Source organism: Bradyrhizobium sp. AZCC 2176, assembly GCF_036924645.1.
Lineage (GTDB): Bacteria > Pseudomonadota > Alphaproteobacteria > Rhizobiales > Xanthobacteraceae > Bradyrhizobium.
In genome coordinates this window covers 5,106,347-5,124,286 of record NZ_JAZHRX010000001.1, presented here as the reverse complement: position 1 = coordinate 5,124,286, position 17,940 = coordinate 5,106,347, and the positions used below count along the sequence as shown (strand labels likewise).

General features: G+C 63.1%; 15 protein-coding genes. 10 read left to right on the top strand and 5 right to left on the bottom strand.

Going from position 1 to position 17,940, the window contains the following annotated elements; translation table 11 throughout:
* Positions 1–16: 16 nt before the first annotated feature.
* The 4 genes from V1288_RS24140 to hutI all read right to left on the bottom strand — a co-directional run bounded on the left by V1288_RS24140 (position 17) and on the right by hutI (position 5,824).
* Positions 17–1,300 (bottom strand): cystathionine gamma-synthase family protein, encoded by a 1,284-nt coding sequence (locus V1288_RS24140; RefSeq protein ID WP_334359418.1) that lies wholly within the window; start codon positions 1,298–1,300, stop codon positions 17–19.
* 68 nt (positions 1,301–1,368) lie between these two features.
* Positions 1,369–3,039 (bottom strand): urocanate hydratase, encoded by a 1,671-nt coding sequence (gene hutU / locus V1288_RS24135; RefSeq protein WP_334359417.1) that lies wholly within the window; start codon positions 3,037–3,039, stop codon positions 1,369–1,371.
* The gene (hutH, locus tag V1288_RS24130) at positions 3,036–4,613 is read right to left on the bottom strand and encodes a histidine ammonia-lyase (protein ID WP_334359416.1); all 1,578 of its coding nucleotides are present in this window, start codon (positions 4,611–4,613) and stop codon (positions 3,036–3,038) included. The genes hutU and hutH overlap by 4 nt, the downstream gene beginning before the upstream one ends.
* On the bottom strand, positions 4,610–5,824 hold the full coding sequence (gene hutI, locus V1288_RS24125; RefSeq protein WP_334359415.1) for an imidazolonepropionase: 1,215 nt from the start codon (positions 5,822–5,824) through the stop codon (positions 4,610–4,612). The genes hutH and hutI overlap by 4 nt, the downstream gene beginning before the upstream one ends.
* Before the next feature lie 92 nt (positions 5,825–5,916).
* Here hutI and V1288_RS24120 point away from each other — a divergent pair, with 92 nt between their 5' ends.
* The 10 genes from V1288_RS24120 to V1288_RS24075 all read left to right on the top strand — a co-directional run bounded on the left by V1288_RS24120 (position 5,917) and on the right by V1288_RS24075 (position 16,436).
* Positions 5,917–7,275, top strand: coding sequence for a formimidoylglutamate deiminase (locus tag V1288_RS24120; RefSeq protein WP_334359414.1), 1,359 nt, complete (start codon positions 5,917–5,919; stop codon positions 7,273–7,275).
* Positions 7,272–8,015 carry a histidine utilization repressor gene (gene hutC / locus V1288_RS24115; RefSeq protein WP_334359413.1) on the top strand — a complete coding sequence of 248 codons (744 nt, stop codon included), beginning with the start codon at positions 7,272–7,274 and terminating at the stop codon, positions 8,013–8,015. Before V1288_RS24120 ends, hutC begins: the two co-directional genes overlap by 4 nt.
* A 166-nt stretch (positions 8,016–8,181) precedes the next feature.
* Positions 8,182–9,126: an ABC transporter substrate-binding protein gene (locus tag V1288_RS24110; RefSeq protein WP_334359412.1), complete on the top strand. Its 945-nt coding sequence runs from the start codon at positions 8,182–8,184 to the stop codon at positions 9,124–9,126.
* An 87-nt stretch (positions 9,127–9,213) separates the two neighbouring features.
* Positions 9,214–9,990, top strand: coding sequence for an ABC transporter permease (locus V1288_RS24105; RefSeq protein WP_334359411.1), 777 nt, complete (start codon positions 9,214–9,216; stop codon positions 9,988–9,990).
* The gene (locus tag V1288_RS24100) at positions 9,987–10,772 is read left to right on the top strand and encodes an ABC transporter ATP-binding protein (RefSeq protein WP_334359410.1); all 786 of its coding nucleotides are present in this window, start codon (positions 9,987–9,989) and stop codon (positions 10,770–10,772) included. Before V1288_RS24105 ends, V1288_RS24100 begins: the two co-directional genes overlap by 4 nt.
* Before the next feature lie 144 nt (positions 10,773–10,916).
* The gene (locus V1288_RS24095) at positions 10,917–11,417 is read left to right on the top strand and encodes a nucleoside deaminase (protein ID WP_334359409.1); all 501 of its coding nucleotides are present in this window, start codon (positions 10,917–10,919) and stop codon (positions 11,415–11,417) included.
* Between the two features lie 312 nt (positions 11,418–11,729).
* Complete coding sequence (locus tag V1288_RS24090) at positions 11,730–13,301, top strand: ABC transporter ATP-binding protein (RefSeq protein ID WP_334359408.1); 1,572 nt, start codon at positions 11,730–11,732, stop codon at positions 13,299–13,301.
* Entirely contained in the window at positions 13,285–14,376 is a 1,092-nt protein-coding gene (locus tag V1288_RS24085; RefSeq protein WP_334359407.1) for an ABC transporter permease, read from the top strand. The genes V1288_RS24090 and V1288_RS24085 overlap by 17 nt, the downstream gene beginning before the upstream one ends.
* Entirely contained in the window at positions 14,363–15,280 is a 918-nt protein-coding gene (locus V1288_RS24080) for an ABC transporter permease (protein ID WP_334359406.1), read from the top strand. Before V1288_RS24085 ends, V1288_RS24080 begins: the two co-directional genes overlap by 14 nt.
* A 76-nt stretch (positions 15,281–15,356) precedes the next feature.
* Complete coding sequence (locus tag V1288_RS24075) at positions 15,357–16,436, top strand: BMP family ABC transporter substrate-binding protein (RefSeq protein ID WP_334359405.1); 1,080 nt, start codon at positions 15,357–15,359, stop codon at positions 16,434–16,436.
* Between the two features lie 65 nt (positions 16,437–16,501).
* Here the strand turns inward: V1288_RS24075 and V1288_RS24070 are convergent, their stop codons facing one another.
* Positions 16,502–17,851 carry an 8-oxoguanine deaminase gene (locus tag V1288_RS24070; protein ID WP_334359404.1) on the bottom strand — a complete coding sequence of 450 codons (1,350 nt, stop codon included), beginning with the start codon at positions 17,849–17,851 and terminating at the stop codon, positions 16,502–16,504.
* Between the last annotated feature and the right edge of the window lie 89 nt (positions 17,852–17,940).

The window sequence follows — 17,940 nt, the reverse complement described above, 5'->3', positions numbered from 1 at the left end:
AGACGCGCCAATGCGGCTATGCCTGATTCAATGCCTGCGCAATGTCTGCGATCAGATCAGACGGGTGTTCGATGCCGATCGACAGTCGGATCGTGGAGTCGAGGACGCCTATTTTTTGACGGATTTCAACCGGAACGCCAGAGTGGGTCATGCTTGCCGGCAGGCTGGCAAGCGACTCCGTGCCGCCCAGGCTCACCGCCAGCTTGAAGATTTGCAGCGCGTTCAGAAATCGGGACGCCGCCGCCTGACCGCCGACAATGTCGAACGAGAACGTGGAGCCCGCGCCCAGGCATTGTCGCGCGAACAGGCGGCCGGCGTCGGAGGCTTCGTTGTGATGAGCGAGGTAGTGAACCCTCTCCACCTTGTCGTGGTCGCGTAAATAATCCGCCACGAGCCGCGCATTCTGGTTGGCCTTGTCCATGCGCAAGCTCAGCGTCTCGAGCGACCGGCCGAGCATCCAGCAGGAATGAGGGTCGAGCTGGGTGCCGATGGCGCCTCGCAGCGCCTTGATGTCTTTCATGAGGGCTCTTGAGCCGAGCGCAGCGCCAGCGATCAGGTCGGAATGGCCGCCGACATATTTCGTCAGCGAGTACAGCGAAAGATCAGCGCCATGTTCGATCGGCCGCTGGAAGACCGGCCCTAGCAGCGTATTGTCACACGCGATGAGCGGCGTGTGGCCCTGCGCCTTGCCGATGTTGTCGGCGATACGGCGGACCATCGCAATATCAACGAGCCCGTTGGTCGGATTTGCCGGGGTTTCGATGAGAATCATCGCTACCCGCCCCTTTCGCATGGCGTCGTCGGCCGCCAGCTCGACAGCAACCTGGTCGATGCCGTCGGCAAAGCCCACGGCTCCGATCGAGAAGCTGGCAAGCGTCTTCGCGAGCAGCGTTTCCGTTCCGCCGTAGAGCGGCTGAGAATGCAGGATCACGTCGCCCGGCCGCGCGAAGGCCAGGATCGTGGTCGCAATCGCCGACATGCCGGACGAGAACAGCGCACAGGACTCCGCACGTTCATAGACGGCAAGCCGGTCTTCAACGATCTCACTGTTGGGATGATTGAACCGCGAATAGACCAGGCCCGCACCCATCCCCTCGGGCGGCTCGCGCCGGCCCGCAACGTAATCGAAGAAGTCCTTGCCGTCTTCGGCGGTCCTGAACACGAAGGTGGAGGTCAGAAAGACCGGGGGTTTGACGGCTCCTTCCGACAGTTGCGGATCGTAGCCATAGTTCAGCATCAGCGTTTCGGGATGCAGCACGTGGTTGCCGATAAGGGTCTTCGACGGAAACGGTTTCACCATGGCCACTCTCGCTGTCTTGAGGGAACATCGCGCCCGGCGCGCACCATCGGCGTAACGCCTCCAATGCGCTACAACGCCAGGCTGGGCAGATCGAGCCCGTTGGCTCGGGCACATGCAATCGCACTCTCATAGCCCGCGTCGGCATGCCGCATGACACCCGTAGCAGGATCGTTCCAAAGCACCCGTTCGATGCGGCGCGCAGCGTCCGGGGTTCCATCGGCGACAATCACCATGCCGGCGTGCTGCGAATAGCCGATGCCGACGCCGCCGCCGTGATGCAGCGATACCCATGTCGCCCCGCTGGCACAGTTGAGCAACGCATTGATGAGCGGCCAGTCGGAAACCGCATCCGAGCCATCACGCATCGCTTCGGTTTCGCGGTTCGGACTCGCAACCGAGCCGCTGTCGAGATGATCGCGGCCGATGACAATCGGCGCCTTCAGCTCGCCACTCGCCACCATTTCATTGAACGCCAGGCCCAACCGGTGGCGATCGCCAAGGCCAACCCAGCAGATCCGCGCCGGCAGTCCCTGAAACTTGATCCGCGCCTTCGCCATGTCCAGCCAGTTGTGAAGATGCTTATCGTGCGGCATCAGTTCCTTCACCTTGGCATCGGTCCGGAAGATGTCCTCGGCGTCGCCCGATAGTGCGGCCCAGCGGAATGGCCCGACGCCGCGGCAGAACAGCGGACGAATGTAGGCCGGAACGAAGCCGGGAAAATCGAATGCGTCCTTCAATCCCATATCCTTCGCCATCTGGCGGATATTGTTGCCGTAGTCGAGCGTAGGAATGCCTTGTGCGTGGAAATCCAGCATAGCCTGGACGTGGCCGACCATGGAGCTCTTGGCGGCCGCTTCAACCGCTTTCGGATTGTCCTGGCGTTTCGCTTCCCATTCAGCGAGCGTCCATCCCTTTGGCAGGTAGCCGTTGATCGGATCGTGCGCACTGGTCTGGTCGGTGACGATGTCCGGCCTCACGCCACGACGCACCAGCTCGGGAAAAATATCGGCGGCATTGCCAAGCAGGCCGACCGAGATCGGTTGCTTGTTCTCTGCTGCCTGCGCCATGATCGATAGCGCCTCGTCAAGCGTGCTCGCCTGCCGGTCAAGATAGCCCGTGCGCAGCCGCATCTCGATGCGGCTCGGCTGGCATTCGATCGCAAGCATCGATGCCCCGGCCATCGTCGCGGCAAGCGGCTGCGCGCCGCCCATGCCGCCGAGGCCTGCCGTCAGGATCCACTTGCCCGCGAGGCTGCCACCGTAGTGACGCCGCCCGACCTCGACAAATGTTTCGTATGTTCCCTGCACGATGCCCTGGCTGCCGATGTAGATCCACGATCCGGCGGTCATCTGCCCGAACATCATCAGCCCCTGCTTGTCGAGGGCGTTGAAGTGATCGAGCGTCGCCCAATGCGGCACCAGGTTCGAATTCGCGATCAGCACGCGCGGCGCATCGGAGTGGGTGCGGAAGATTCCTACCGGCTTGCCTGACTGGACGACCAGCGTCTGGTCGGCCTCGAGCTTGCGCAAGGAGGCAACGATCCGATCAAAACTTTCCCAGTCGCGCGCGGCACGGCCGATGCCGCCGTAGACGACGAGTTCGCTCGGCCGTTCGGCAACGTCGGGATCGAGATTGTTCATGAGCATACGGAGCGGCGCTTCCGTCAGCCAGCTCTTGGCACTAATCTCGGGCCCGCGGGGCGCCCGGATCGTACGGTCGTTGTCCAGTCGACGGTTCATGATAAATGGCCTCTCTCGGCAAGGATTGGAAACGGGTTGCTCTCAAGCACCGAAATCGCGGCGGCCGGCAATGTGCCGGCTTCAACCAGCGCTGTTGCCTTCGCGAGATCGCCGGCCATGTAACGATCGTCACTAAGCGCCGGCACCCGCTCGCGCAACGCTGCGATCACCGCCGCCAGCGCAGGACTGGTCGAATGCGGCGCACGCAGACCGATGCCTTGCGCGGCAACCAGCAGCTCGATGCCGAGAATGGTGGCAAGGTTGTCAGCCATGTCAGACAACCGGCGTGCCGCGTGCGCGGCCATCGACACATGATCTTCCTGATTGGCGCTGGTCGGCGTGGAGTCGATCGAGCAGGCTGTGGCGCGTTGCTTGTTCTCGGCATAGAGTGCGGCCGCCGTGACTTCGGCGATCATGAAGCCGGAATTGAGACCGGGATCGGGGGTCAGGAACGGCGGCAGTCCGAAGTTCAGCGCGGGATCGACCAGAGTCGCGATGCGCCGCTCGCTGATGGCGCCGATCTCGGACAAGACAAGCGCGATCTGATCAGCAGCAAAGGCGACCGGCTCGGCGTGAAAATTTCCGCCGGAGACGATTTCGCCGGTGTCAACCAGTACCAGCGGGTTGTCCGTGACGGCATTGGCCTCGATCGTCAGCGTGCGGGCGGCCTGAACCAACAGGTCGAGCGCGGCGCCGGTCACCTGCGGCTGGCAACGCAGGCAATAGGGATCCTGCACCCGCTCGTCGCCCTCGAGATGCGACATGCGGATATCGCTGCCTTCGAGCAGCGCTGTAAGTGTTGCGCCGGCCGCGATCTGCCCGGCATGCCCCCGCAATTGCTGAATCTCCGGACGGAACGGGGCCGTCGACGCCATGGCCGCGTCGACCGACAACGCCCCCGTCACCAGCGCAGCGCAGGTGAGGCCATGGGCGCGCAACAATCCGGAAATGGCATAGGCTGTTGAAAACTGCGTGCCGTTGATCAGGGCAAGGCCTTCCTTCGGCCCCAGCGTCAGCGGCGTAAGATCGGCGACGGCCAGCGCATCGCGACCCGGCAAAACCTTTCCATCGACAAGCGCCTGCCCCTCGCCGATCATGACGGCGGTCATATGCGCGAGCGGCGCCAGATCGCCGGACGCCCCCACCGATCCCTGCTGCGGCACCAGCGGATAAATGCCGCGCGCCAACATGGCCTGGAGCTGCTCGATGATTTCGCGGCGGACGCCCGAGGCACCTCGTCCCAGCGAAATGATCTTCAGCGCCATCATCAACCGCACGATCGGTTCGGGCGTTGCGGGCCCTACCCCGCAGCAATGCGACACGATGAGATTACGCTGCAGCAGCGCGGTCTGTGCCGGAGGAATTCGTTTCGACGACAACTTTCCAAACCCGGTATTGATGCCGTAGGCCGGCGCTTCCGCCTCCGCGGCCTCCGCCACAATGCGTGACGCGGCCTCCACGCGCGGCCAGAATGATGGATCGAGCTCGACGGCCGCGCCGGCAAGCACGTGCGCGAGATCGTCGAGGCTGGCCTTTCCAGGCGAAAGGACAATGGCTGAGTCCTTATCGCTCATCGCCCTCTCCATACCCGGCAGTGCAACGGGTTGAAGCCTATGCGGTAGACGAGTTCGGCCGGCCGGTCGATATCCCAGATCGCGAGATCGCAATATTTGCCGGCCTCGAGCGTGCCTGTCTCATCCAGAATACCCAGCGCACGCGCGCCTTCGCGGGTCGCGCCGGCGAGGCATTCGGCAACCGTCATCCGGAATAATGTCGCGCCCATGTTCATGGTGAGCAGAAGGGACGTCAGCGGTGAACTGCCGGGATTGCAATCGGTCGCCAGTGCCATGTTCACGCCATGGACACGGAACAGCTCGATCGGCGGCTTCTTCGTCTCGCGAATGAAGTAGAACGCGCCTGGCAGAAGCACCGCTAGTGTGCCTGCCCGCGCCATGGCGGCAACACCGGTTTCATCCGTATGCTCCAGATGATCGGCAGACAAGGCGGAGAACTGCGCGGCAAGCGCCGCGCCGCCGAGGTTCGACAACTGATCCGCATGCAGTTTGACCGGCAATCCCAGCACCTTGGCGGCGCGGAACACGCGCGCCGTTTGCTCTCCTGAAAACGCGATGCCTTCCATGAAGCCATCAACCGCGTCGGCGAGCCCGGCCTTCGCCACAGCCGGCAGCATGTCCCGGCAAACCAGATCGATGTATCGATCCTTGTCGCCCTCCGCTTCCGGAGGCAGCGCGTGCGCGCCAAGAAACGTCGCGCGGATCGTGACCGGCCGGTTACGGCCCAACGCACGCGCTGCCGCGAGCTGACGCATCTCGGTGTCCGTATTGAGCCCATAGCCGGATTTGATCTCCAGCGTCGTCACGCCCTCGCCGATCAGGGCGTCGAGCCTCGGCAGCGCCCCGGCAACAAGTTCGGCCTCGCTGGATGCTCGCGTCGCTGCGACCGTCGAGATGATGCCGCCGCCCGCGCGCGCGATCTCTTCGTAACTTGCGCCCTGCAGCCGCAGCTCGAACTCGTGCGCGCGGTTTCCGCCGAATACCAGGTGGGTATGACAATCCACCAGTCCGGGCGTGATCCACCGCCCCGCGCAATCGATGCGTTCGGCCGCATCGGCATCCGATGGAAAGTCAGAACGGCTGCCGGCGAAGACGATGCGGCCACCGCGCGCAGCGATCACGCCGGGCTCGATCACGCCGAGCTCGGGCAGGTCCTTCCGAAGCGTGGCGAGCCGGGCATTGTGCCAGATACGATCGAAGCGCTCAGCCATGCGGCACTCCCTCAACGGCGGAACCTTGACGGGGGTATCAATATGTCTATACATAAAATCGTGTTGGTATTCTGTCCAGCCGGTTTGGAAACATGTCCACTCTGCATTTCGGATCAGCACTGCTCCCTTCAGGCTGGGCCGACGACGTGCAGGTGGTGGTGACCGACGGCACCATCACGCAGGTCACGAGCGGCGTGGCGCCGGAAGAACACGATGAACGCCACCCGTTGGCAATCCCCGGAATAACCAGCCTGCATAGTCACGCGTTCCAGCGCGGCATGGCAGGGCTCGCCGAAACGCGCGGCAATTCCGCGGACACGTTCTGGACATGGCGCGAGACGATGTATCGCTTCGCGCTGGAGATGACGCCGGAAGACACCGAAGCCGTCGCAACGCTGCTCTATGTCGAGATGCTAGAGCATGGGTATACCCGCGTCGGGGAATTCCATTATCTGCATCACGACCGCGATGGTGCACCCTACGCAAACCCTGCGGAGATGGCGACGCGAATTGTGCGGGCCGCCGAGATCACCGGCATCGGGCTCACGCTACTGCCGAGTTTCTACGCGCACGGGTCGTTCGGTGGAGCGCTACCGCATGCCGGCCAGCGCCGTTTCATCTGCTCCGTCGACCAGTTCGCCAGGCTGACGGCCGCCACGCGCACAGCCATCCGCGCGCTGCCGGGCGCCAATGTCGGCGTCGCGCCGCACAGCCTGCGGGCCGTGACGCCTGATGAACTTGCGGCCATTGCACCGCTGGCCGAAGGCGGACCGGTGCATATTCACGCCGCCGAACAGACAAGAGAAGTCGATGAATGCATCGCCTGGTCGGGGCGGCGGCCGGTTGAGTGGCTGCTCGAACATGCGCCCGTCGATCGGCGCTGGTGTCTCATTCACGCAACCCACATGACCACAACAGAAACCGCCGCGCTTGCAAGAAGCGGCGCGGTCGCCGGGCTCTGCCCGGTTACTGAAGCAAGCCTCGGCGACGGCATTTTTCCAGCCCGCGAATTCCTCGACGCAGCCGGCCGGTTCGGCGTCGGCACCGATTCCAACGTGCTGGTCGGCGTCACCGACGAATTGCGCCAGCTTGAGTATGGCCAGCGGCTAAGACACCGGGAGCGCAATGTGTTGTCCGGCAGTCCCGGCGTCTCAACCGGTCGCGCGCTATTCGATGCTGCACTCGCCGGCGGCGCCCAGGCACTCGCACAACCGGTCGTCGGCCTCCAGGCGGGTGCGCGCGCCGACATCGTGACTCTCGACACCACGCATCCCTCGCTCGCCGGACGCCGCGGGGATACGATCCTCGACGGCTGGATCTTTGCGGCAGGCGCGCCCGCCGTCGCCTGTGTCTGGGCAGGCGGCAACAAGCTCGTCGAGAATGGACGTCACCGCCTCCGCCAGCAGGCGCGCGACGCATTCAACGCGGCAGTGCGGAGGCTCGTGGCATGAGCCTTGCCACCGACCGCGAGAAACTCCCGGCGGCCGACAAGCCGACGCTGTACAAGCAGATCCGGCTCGACATCGAGCGGCGGATCCTGACCGGCGAATGGCCGCCGGGTCACCGCATCCCGTTCGAGCACGAGCTCATGGCGCGCTATCGCTGCTCGCGCATGACGGTGAGCAAGGCGCTGTCGGAACTGGCGCAAGCTGATCTGATCGAGCGGCGGCGAAAGGCTGGCACCTTTGTACGCCGCCCCACATTCCTGTCGGCGGTGCTCAAGATCGCCGACATCCGCGCGGAGATTACCGCGCTCGGCCGCAGTTATGGCTATGAGTTGATCCAGCGCTCGCACCGCGCCGCGACGGCCGCCGACCGCGACCGTCTCGGAGCACGGAAAACCAGCAAGGTGATCGCGATCGCATGCCGGCACAGCGCGGATGATGTACCTTTCGCCATCGAGGACAGGCTGATCGATCTCGACGCCGTGCCCGAGGCGGCCACGGCGGATTTTGCGACCGAACCGCCCGGCTCGTGGCTGCTTCATCATGTCCCGTGGACGGAAGCCGAACATTCGATCTGCGCTATTGTGGCCGACCAGCAGGCCGCAGCGGCCCTGGAGATAGCGATCGGCGCGCCGTGCCTCGTGATCGACCGCCATACCTGGCGCAGCGCACAGCCGCTGACGGCCGTGCGCCTGCTCTATCCGGGCGAATCTCACAAACTGGTTGCCCGCTTCAAGGGCGGTTGAGAGGCAGACCGATGCATGTGAAGTACGGCACAATTTATGCAGCAGCGAGGTACCAGCAGTTGAGGTACCAGTACCTGATGCATCAGCGTCTGATGCAGCAGCAACGCGCAAGCGGATGAACGGACGAACAGAACGCAATCCATTAACCAGCAAAGGGAATTCAGCCATGCGTAATCTTGGAATATTCGCGGCAACCGCGGCCCTTCTTGTGTCCGCACCAGCCATCGCGCAGGACGTCAAGGTCGCCATCGGAATTTCCGGATGGACCGGGTTTGCGCCGCTCACGCTCGCCAACCAGGCCGGCATCTTCAAGAAGAACGGTCTCGACGTGACCATCAGGAAGATCCCGCAGAAGGACCGGCATCTGGCCGTCGCCTCAGGTGACATCCAGTGCGCGGCAACCACGGTCGAAACCTGGATTTCCTGGAATGCCAATGGCGTCGCCACCAAGCAGATCTTCCAGCTCGACAAAAGCTACGGCGCCGACGGCATGGCAACGCGGAACGATGTCGCCTCGATCAAGGATCTGAAGGGCAAGACGGTCGCCGCGTCTGCACCCGGCACGGCGCCCTATTTCACCCTGGCCTGGATGCTCAAGAAAAACGGCCTTTCGGTCAAGGACGTCACGGTAGTGAACCTGGAGCCAGCCGCAGCGGCGCAGGCATTCGTGTCCGGCCAGAACGATGCAGCCATGACCTATGAGCCTTACTTGTCGACGGTGCGTGCCGCGCCGGACAAGGGCAAGATCATTGCTACCACGCTCGACTACCCGATGATCATGGACACGTTCGGCTGCACGCCGAAATTCCTGACCGAAAACCCGAAGGCAGCGAAAGCACTGGCCGACAGCTATTTCGAGGCCGTCGCCCTGATCGAAAAGGACCAGGCCAAGTCCTACGAGATCATGGGTTCCGATGTGAAGCAGTCCGGCGAGCAGTTCGGCAACTCGGCAAAGTATCTGCGCTGGCAGGACAAGGCCGCGAACCAGAAATTCTTCGCAGGCGAATTCCAGGCCTTTACCAAGGAAGCTGCAGACCTGTTGCTGGAGATCGGCATCATCAAGTCGATTCCGAAAATCGATGACCTCGTTGATACGAGCTTTATCAAGTAGCTTCGGTCGCGTCGCGCCGGTCCCGCTTCCACATGTGAGGGAGCGGGACTTCCCATGATCAACGTACCGCTTTGAGGAATTTGCCTTGTGACACGTCCCCTCGATCCCGTGACATCGAAGCAGCGCGCGGTCTACGGCTTCGCGTTCTTTGTGCTGTTCGTGGCCCTGTGGGCGTGGGCGACCTTCGGCGGTCACGTCTCGAAAACGTTTCTCGCCAACCCGCTGACCATGCTGCAGGAAGGCTGGGAGCTCCTGACCAAGCATGGCTTCCTGTTCGACATCGGCATGACAATCTGGCGGGTGGTCGGCGGCTTTGTGCTGGCGGCCATCATCGCCGTGCCGCTCGGCGTTCTGATGGGCGCTTACAAGCCCATAGAGGCTTTCCTGGAGCCGTTTGTCTCGTTTGCCCGTTATCTGCCCGCGTCAGCCTTCATCCCGCTGTTGATCCTGTGGGCGGGCATCGGCGAGCTGCAGAAGCTGCTGGTCATTTTTATCGGCTCGGTGTTCCAGATCATCCTGATGATCGCTGTGAACGTCGGCAGCACACGGCGCGACCTCGTTGAAGCAGCATACACCCTGGGCGCCAGCGACCGCGGCATCATCGGCCGCGTGCTGCTGCCTTCGTCTGCTCCCGAGATCGCGGAAATCCTTCGGCTGGTCCTGGGTTGGGCGTGGACCTACGTCATCGTCGCCGAGCTGATCGGTTCATCCTCGGGCATCGGCCACATGATCACCGACAGCCAGGCGCTGCTCAACACCGGTCAGATCATCTTCGGTATCATCGTCATCGGGCTGATCGGCCTCGTGTCGGACTTCCTGTTCAAGGCCTTCAACGCCTGGCTGTTTCCGTGGAAATTGGCATGACCAAGCTGAAGATCGATCAGGTCTCGCGCACCTTCCCTGCGCGCCAGGGCAATGTGCCAACGCGGGCTCTGGAACCGACTGACCTCAGCGTCGGTAACAATGATTTCGTCACCATCCTCGGCCCGTCGGGCTGCGGAAAATCCACGCTGCTGCGCATCATCGCAGGCCTTGATCGGCCGACAAGCGGCCGCGTCCTCCTGGACGGGCTCGAGGTGACGGGACCTGGCGCGGATCGCGGCATGGTGTTTCAGTCGTACACGCTGTTTCCGTGGCTGACCGTTCGCGAAAACATCGCGTTCGGCCTGCGCGAACGCGGGATTTCCGAGGCGGAGCGCAGCAAGATCGCCGATGGTTTCATCGATCGGGTCGGCCTCTCGGGATTTGAAAATCACTGGCCGAAGCAACTCTCCGGCGGCATGCAGCAACGCACAGCTATTGCGCGCGCCCTTGCCAACGATCCCAAGATCCTGTTACTCGACGAGCCGTTCGGAGCGCTGGATAATCAAACCCGCGCACTGATGCAGGAGATGCTGCTCGGAATCTGGGAGCGCGACCAGAAGACCGTGCTGTTCGTGACGCACGACATCGAAGAGGCGATCTTCCTCGGCAGCCGGGTCGTCGTGATGAGCGCACGTCCCGGCCGCATCAAAGCCGAAATCGCGGTCGATCTACCCCATCCGCGATCCTACAAGATCAAGACCACGGCCGAATTCGTCATGCTGAAGGAGCGGCTTGTCGAAGAGATCCGTGCCGAGGCGTTGAAGGTTGCAGTTCATGCCTGACAGCCACCTGCGCGAGACGCATATGTGTTTCGCCGAGCGAGATAGGCGTATTGTTCCGGCGGGAAGATTCATGAAGCGCGCGCCAGCGAGGCCAATCTCACCGAAATCGGGCGGCCCACGGCGGGGCATTGACGGTCAGGACCGATGGTCGATATTTCCTCGCTGAGCCCGCTGGAACGCGATGTGCATTTCCTGCGGCAATCGTTCCACGTCGCTCGCCGCGCCATGACCCGTGGCAATCATCCTTTCGGCGCCCTGCTCGTCGACCAGCGCGGCTCCGTACTGATCGAAGCCGAGAACGGCTATATGCCGTCGCATGACGGTACGGCGCATGCCGAGCGCCTGCTGGCGACACAGGCCTGCACCACGGTCGCGCCAGATATCCTTCGCAGCACTACGCTGTATTCGTCCGCCGAACCATGCGCGATGTGCGCAGGCGCGATCTACTGGGCCGGCATCGGCCGCCTGGTGTACGGCCTGAGCGAACACCGGCTGCGGGATCTCACCGGCAACCATCCGGAAAATCCGACCCTCAACCTGCCCTGCCGCGACGTGTTCGCCAGCGGGCAACGCGCGACCGAAGTGGTGGGCCCGTTGCTTGAGGACGAAGCCGCGGCGGTTCACGCCGGGGTCTGGAATAGGTAGCCCGTAACGGCAGGCCCACGAACCACCAGCCCTGAGCTCGCAGTAATACTGCTCAACTTCGCGTCAGGACCGACGAGACAGTTTCGAATTGGTCTGCACCGTTACAAATCTGCAACATCGATCGGGCGCTGTCGGCCGACCTGGACAACGCGCTGCGATCCGGAAATGCTTCGTAAAGCCAAGCAATCAAGGACCAGGAAGGCGCTTTGCTTGCCAAAGAGTTGAGCAAGGCTTGACGCTTTTTCTCCACTTACGCGCGAGCCGAAACTAGCCCAATATTGAGGCACCATTTCCTGGGACGCGTGATTACGAATGCTGGATTCGACGCCTGCCGAGCTGCCCATCGGTGCCACGCCGCTGCTCCGGACGGTTGGCCTGACCAAGCGCTATGGCAGCTTCCTCGCCAATGAGGCGATCGACATCGATATCTGGCCACAGCAGATCCACGCACTGCTCGGCGAAAACGGCGCGGGAAAATCGACGCTCGTCAAAACCATTTACGGATTGATCCAGCCGAGCGAAGGCGAAATGCGCTGGCAGGGCGAGACGATGGTTCTCTCCGGACCGTCGGAAGCGCGCAGCCGCGGCATCGGCATGGTGTTCCAGCACTTCTCGCTGTTCGACAATCTTAACGTGGCAGAAAACGTTGCGCTCGGGCTCGACGGCAAGGAATCTTTCAGGGACATGTCAGCGCGCCTCGAGCAAGTATCTCGTGTTTACGGGCTTCCGCTCGATCCCAAACGCGAGGTCTGGCAACTATCCGTCGGCGAACGCCAGCGCATCGAGATCGTGCGCGCGCTGATGCAAAATCCGAAATTCCTGATCCTCGATGAACCGACCGCGGTGCTGACGCCGCAGGAAGCCGACCAGCTCTTCGTCGTGCTCAATCGCCTCAAGGCCGAGGGCCGCGCGATCCTCTACATCAGCCACAAGCTGGAAGAGGTGAAGCAGCTCTGCGACACCGCCACCATCCTGCGCGGCGGCAAGAAGGTTTCGACCTGCAATCCCAAAGCGGAGACCGCGGCTTCGCTCGCGCGGATGATGGTCGGCAGCGAGATCAAGGAAGTGAGGGTTCCCGCCAACCGGAAAACCACCGTGCCGCGGCTTGTCGTCAACGACCTCAGCCTCGAGCCGGACGATCCGCACAGTGTGCGGCTTCGGAACATCTCCTTCGAGCTCAAGGGTGGCGAAATCCTGGGCATCGCCGGTGTCGCTGGCAACGGTCAGGACGAGCTTTTTGCCGCTTTGTCGGGAGAACGGCTGGCACAAGACCCCGGCACAATTATCATAGACGGGCATGCAGCGGGGCACCTTTCGATCACGCAGCGGCGCAAGCTCGGGGCGGCCTTCGTTCCCGAGGAGCGGCTTGGCCACGGCACTGCGCCGCGCATGAAGCTTTCGGAGAACGCGCTGCTGACCGGCCACGCCGCGAGCGGCATGGTTCTGCACGGCTTCGTCAATACCGCCGCGACGCTGAAGACTGTCGACCGCGCCACCGAAACCTTCGACGTGCGCAAGGCCAAGCGCGACCCGGAAGCCGCCAGCCTCTCCGGCGGCAATCTGCAGAAGTTCATCGTCGGTCGCGAAATCCTGCGCAACCCGGTGGTCCTCGTCGTGAGCCAGCCGACCTGGGGCGTCGACGCGGGCGCCGCCGCCGTGATCCGGCAGGCCCTGCTGGATCTCGCCGCCAGCGGCGCTGCGCTGCTGGTGACGAGCCAGGACCTCGACGAACTCGCTGAAATCACCGACCGCATCGCCGTGATGTTCCATGGCCATCTGTCGGAGCCGTTGCCAACCGCCGACACGAGCCGCGAGAAACTAGGCCTGCTGATGGGGGGAAGCACTTTGGAGCAGAAGGAAGCGGCGCATGCAGTTGGTGCTTGAAAAGCGCGCCGAGCGGTCGAACACGATCGCGCTGATTTCGCCGCTGATCGCGATCGGCCTGACGATTGTGACCATGAGCCTCCTGTTTGCGATCCTTGGAAAGAACCCGATCACCGCGCTTGGCGTTTACTTCATCGATCCCCTGACCGACAGCTATTCGCTGCAGGAAATCGCAGTGAAGGCAACACCGCTGGTGATGATCGCGATCGGCCTGTCGCTCTGCTACCTCGCCAACGCCTGGAACATCGGCGGCGAAGGACAATTCCTGATCGGTGCCGTCGCCGGAAGCTGGCTTGCGGTAAAGACGCAGGGCACCGACGCCGGCCCGTGGGTATTGCCGGCGATGATGCTGCTGGCAGCGATCGGCGGCGCGCTGTACGCCCTGATACCGGCAATCTGCAAGGTCAGGTTCGGCGCCAGCGAAATCCTCACCAGCCTGATGCTGGTCTATGTCGCCGACCTCCTGCTCGATTACCTCGTGCGCGGTCCGTGGCGAGATCCGAAAGGCTTCAACTTCCCGACCACTGCCGGGTTCGATCCGGTCGCCACCGTGCCCGTGCTGATCGAGGGCGGCCGGCTGCATCTTGGCGGCGTCATTGCGCTCTTGGTGGTCGCCGCAAGCGCGGTGCTGCTCGGCAAAACCATCAAGGGGTTTGAAATCCGCGTCGTCGGCGCCGCCCCGCGCGCCGCGCGCTTCGGTGGTTTCAATTCCAATCAGTTGATCCTGCTGACCTTCGCGATTTCGGGCGCGCTGGCAGGCCTTGCCGGGATCATCGAGGTCGCAGGCCCCGTCGGACATCTGCAGCCCGGGATCTCGCCGGGCTACGGTTTCACCGCGATCATCGTCGCGTTCCTGGGGCGGCTGAACCCGGTTGGAATATTAATTGCAGGACTTTTCCTGGCGCTCACCTTCATCGGCGGCGAGCAGGCGCAGATCGCAATGAAAATTCCGTTGGATGTCACCAAGGTCTTCCAGGGCATTCTGCTGTTCTACGTGCTCGCCTGCGATTCCCTCATCCTCTACCGGTTCAAGCTCATTTTCGCGTCGCCAAAGGTGTCCCGTGGAGCTCATTGAGGCCATCATCCTTGCGGTGCTGGCGGCTTCCACGCCGCTGCTGCTGGCTGCGACCGGCGAACTCGTGACCGAACGCTCCGGCGTGCTCAACCTCGGCGTCGAGGGCATGATGATCGTCGGCGCGGCCTGCGGCTTCGGCGGCGCCTGGCTCTCCGGCTCGGTCGTCATCGGCGCGCTGTGCGGCATCGTCGCCGGCGTGCTGATGTCGCTGATCTTCGCGCTGATGACGCTGGGACTGGCGGTCAATCAGGTCGCCACCGGCCTCGCGCTGACCATTCTCGGAATCGGCCTTTCCGGCCTGATCGGCTCCCGCTTCGTCGGCGAAAAGATTTCGCTGGCGCCGCATCTTTCTATTCCCGGCCTCACCGACATCCCGCTGATCGGGCGTATTTTGTTCGGCGAGGACTCCTTCGTATATCTCTCGTTGGCACTGGTCGCCAGCGTCTGGTTCTTCCTTTACCGGACGCGGGCCGGCCTGATCCTGCGGGCTGTCGGCGACAATCACGCTTCCGCGCACGCGCTTGGTTATCCCGTGCTCAGGATCCGGATTTTCGCGGTGATGTTCGGCGGCGCTTGCGCAGGCCTCGCCGGCGCCTATCTGCCGCTCGCCTACACACCGTTCTTCATTCCAGGCATGACGGCCGGGCGCGGATGGATTGCGCTGGCACTGGTCGTGTTCGCGTCATGGCTGCCGGGACGCCTCGTGATCGGCGCCTATCTGTTCGGCGCGGTGACGATCCTACAGCTTCATGCGCAGGGCTGGGGCGTCGGTGTCCCATCGCAATTCATGTCGGCATTACCCTATCTCGCGACCGTCATCGTCCTTGTCCTGATTTCACGTGCACGAACCGGTGGCTCGACCGCGCCTGCGGCGCTCGGGACCGTCTTCGTGCCCGACCGATAAATGTGCCCGAAGCGCGCGCGACGGGGCGCCGCGTATCGGGAGAGACCGCCCACCCGTCAGAAAAACGGAGAATTCCATGAAAAAGATTCTCATCGCGGCGACTGCAGCGATGCTCGTTACCGGAGCAGGCCTGTTCGGCGCTTCCGCCGCCGACAAACTCAAGGTCGGATTCATCTATCTCGGACCAGTCGGCGATCTCGGCTGGACCTACCAGCACGACCTTGGACGCCTCGCGATGATCAAGGAATTCGGCGACAAGGTCGAAACCACGTTTCTGGAGAATGTTAGCGAAGGCCCGGACTCCGAACGCTCGATCGAGCAACTGGCACGCGCCGGCAACAAGCTGATCTTCACCACGTCGTTCGGCTACATGGAGCCGACGCTGAAGGTCGCCAAGAAGTATCCGAACGTGCATTTCGAGCACGCCACCGGCTACAAGCGCGACAAGAATATGTCGACCTATTCGGGACGGTTCTATGAGGGCCGCTACATCCAGGGCATCATCGCCGCCAAGATGTCGAAGTCCGGCGTGCTCGGCTACATCGCCTCGTTCCCGATTCCGGAAGTGATCTCCGGCATCAACGCCACCATGCTCGGCGCACAGACGATCAACCCCAACATCAAGGTCAAAATCATCTGGGCCAACACCTGGTTCGATCCCGGCAAGGAGGCCGATGCCGCCAAGGCGCTGATCGACCAGGGCGCCGACATCATCATGCAGCACACCGATAGCCCTGCCGCGATGCAGGTCGCCGCCGAGCGCGGCAAGCTGGCGTTCGGCCAGGATTCCGAAATGATCAAGTTCGGACCGAAGGCGCAGCTCACCTCGACCATGAACAATTGGGGCCCCTATTATATCGAGCGTGTCAAGGCCGAGTTGAACGGCACCTGGAAGTCGGAAGATTTCTGGGGCGGACTGAACAGCAAGCTCGTCGTGATGGCGCCCTACACCAACATGCCCGACGACGTGAAGAAGCTGGCGATGGAGACCGAAGCTGCCATCACGGAAGGCAAGCTGCAGCCATTCAAGTGCCCGATCGTCGGCCAGGACGGCAAGGAAGTCGAATGCAAAGGCGGCACCCATCTCGACGATGGCCAGGTGCTCGGCATGAATTTTTACGTGAAGGGCATCGACGAGAAGATTCCCGGGAAGTAAGGACAGGGCTCGCTTCACCTCTCCCCGCAAGTGCGCGCAAGTGCGGGGCGAGGGAGTAGACCAACTCACCTCTCGTGCATCGCGCGCGCGGCGGCGCTGTGACGGCGGATCAGGTCGGGTACATCGAGACCGGGGATCGCGCCGTCCCGCACCACCCAGTTGCCGCCGACCATCACCCGATCGGCGCGATGCGCACCGCATAGCACCAGCGCGGCCAAGGGGTCGCCATAGCCGGAGAAACGCAGTTCGTCGAGCTTGAACAGCGCAAGATCGGCGGCCTTCCCGACCACGATTTCGCCGAGTTCGGGCCGCCCGATGCAGGCCGCCGAGCCCTTGGTGGCCCAGCGCAGCGCGTCCTTGTGGCTGACGCGGCCGACACCGTAGCGTGCCCGTTGCAGCAGGAAGGCCGCGCGGACTTCCTGCATCAGGTTTGATTCATCATTCGACGCCGAGCCGTCGACGCCGAGCCCGATCGAAACCCCCGCCTCCTCCATCTCGCAGACCGGACAGCAACCCGACGCCAGGATCTGGTTGCTGCAGGCGCAATGGCTGATGGCGGTCCCGGCCTTGCCGAGCCGCTTCATCTCGTCGGAATTGAAGAAGATGCCGTGGGCCAGCCAGGTCCGTGCATTTAACCAGCCGCATTGTTCGAGATAATCCAGCGGACGGCAGCCATATATCTGCTCGCAGAACTTGTTCTCGTCCTCGGTCTCGGCCAGATGCGTATGCAGGCGGACATCGAGCTTGTCAGCAAGTGTGGCGGTCGCGCGCATCAGCGAGGTCGTCACTGAAAACGGCGAGCACGGCGCCAGCGCGATCTGCGTCATCGCATCCCCGCCACGCTGGTGGTATTTTGCCACCACGCGTTCGCTGTCGGCCAAAATCATATCCTCGTCCTGCACCACGCTGTCGGGCGGCAGCCCGCCATCCTTCTGCGACCGATCCATCGAGCCGCGCGTCAGCAGCACGCGGATGCCGAGCCGCTGCGCGGCCGCGACCTCGATGTCGAGGGCGTCCTCGAGTCCGGCCGGAAACACATAATGGTGATCGGTCGTGGTCGTGCAGCCTGACAGCAGCAGTTCCGACATCGCTACGGTGACACCCAGGTGGAGCGATTCCGGTGTCAGCCGCGCCCAGACCGGATAGAGTGCCTGCAACCATGGAAACAGTTTGCGGTCCAGCGCCGCCGGAAGTGCCCGCGTCAGCGTCTGGTAGAAGTGATGGTGCGTATTGATCAACCCCGGCAGCACGACATGGGCACCGGCGTCGTAGGCGACGGCATTTGCGGTCACCGGCTCCCGGCCGCGCGGCACCAGTTCGACGATCTTGCCGCCGCGGACCACGAGGCCGCGCTCGGCGCCGTCAGCGAGAATGGAAAGCGGATCCCTGATCCAGATCGCCTGCGTTTGGTCCATGATCCCACCTGATTTGCCAAGGCGTGGTTGCGAACGGCATCCTCTTGCAAGGACCGTCCCAACCCGAATGGCAACTTGGCGCTGGACTT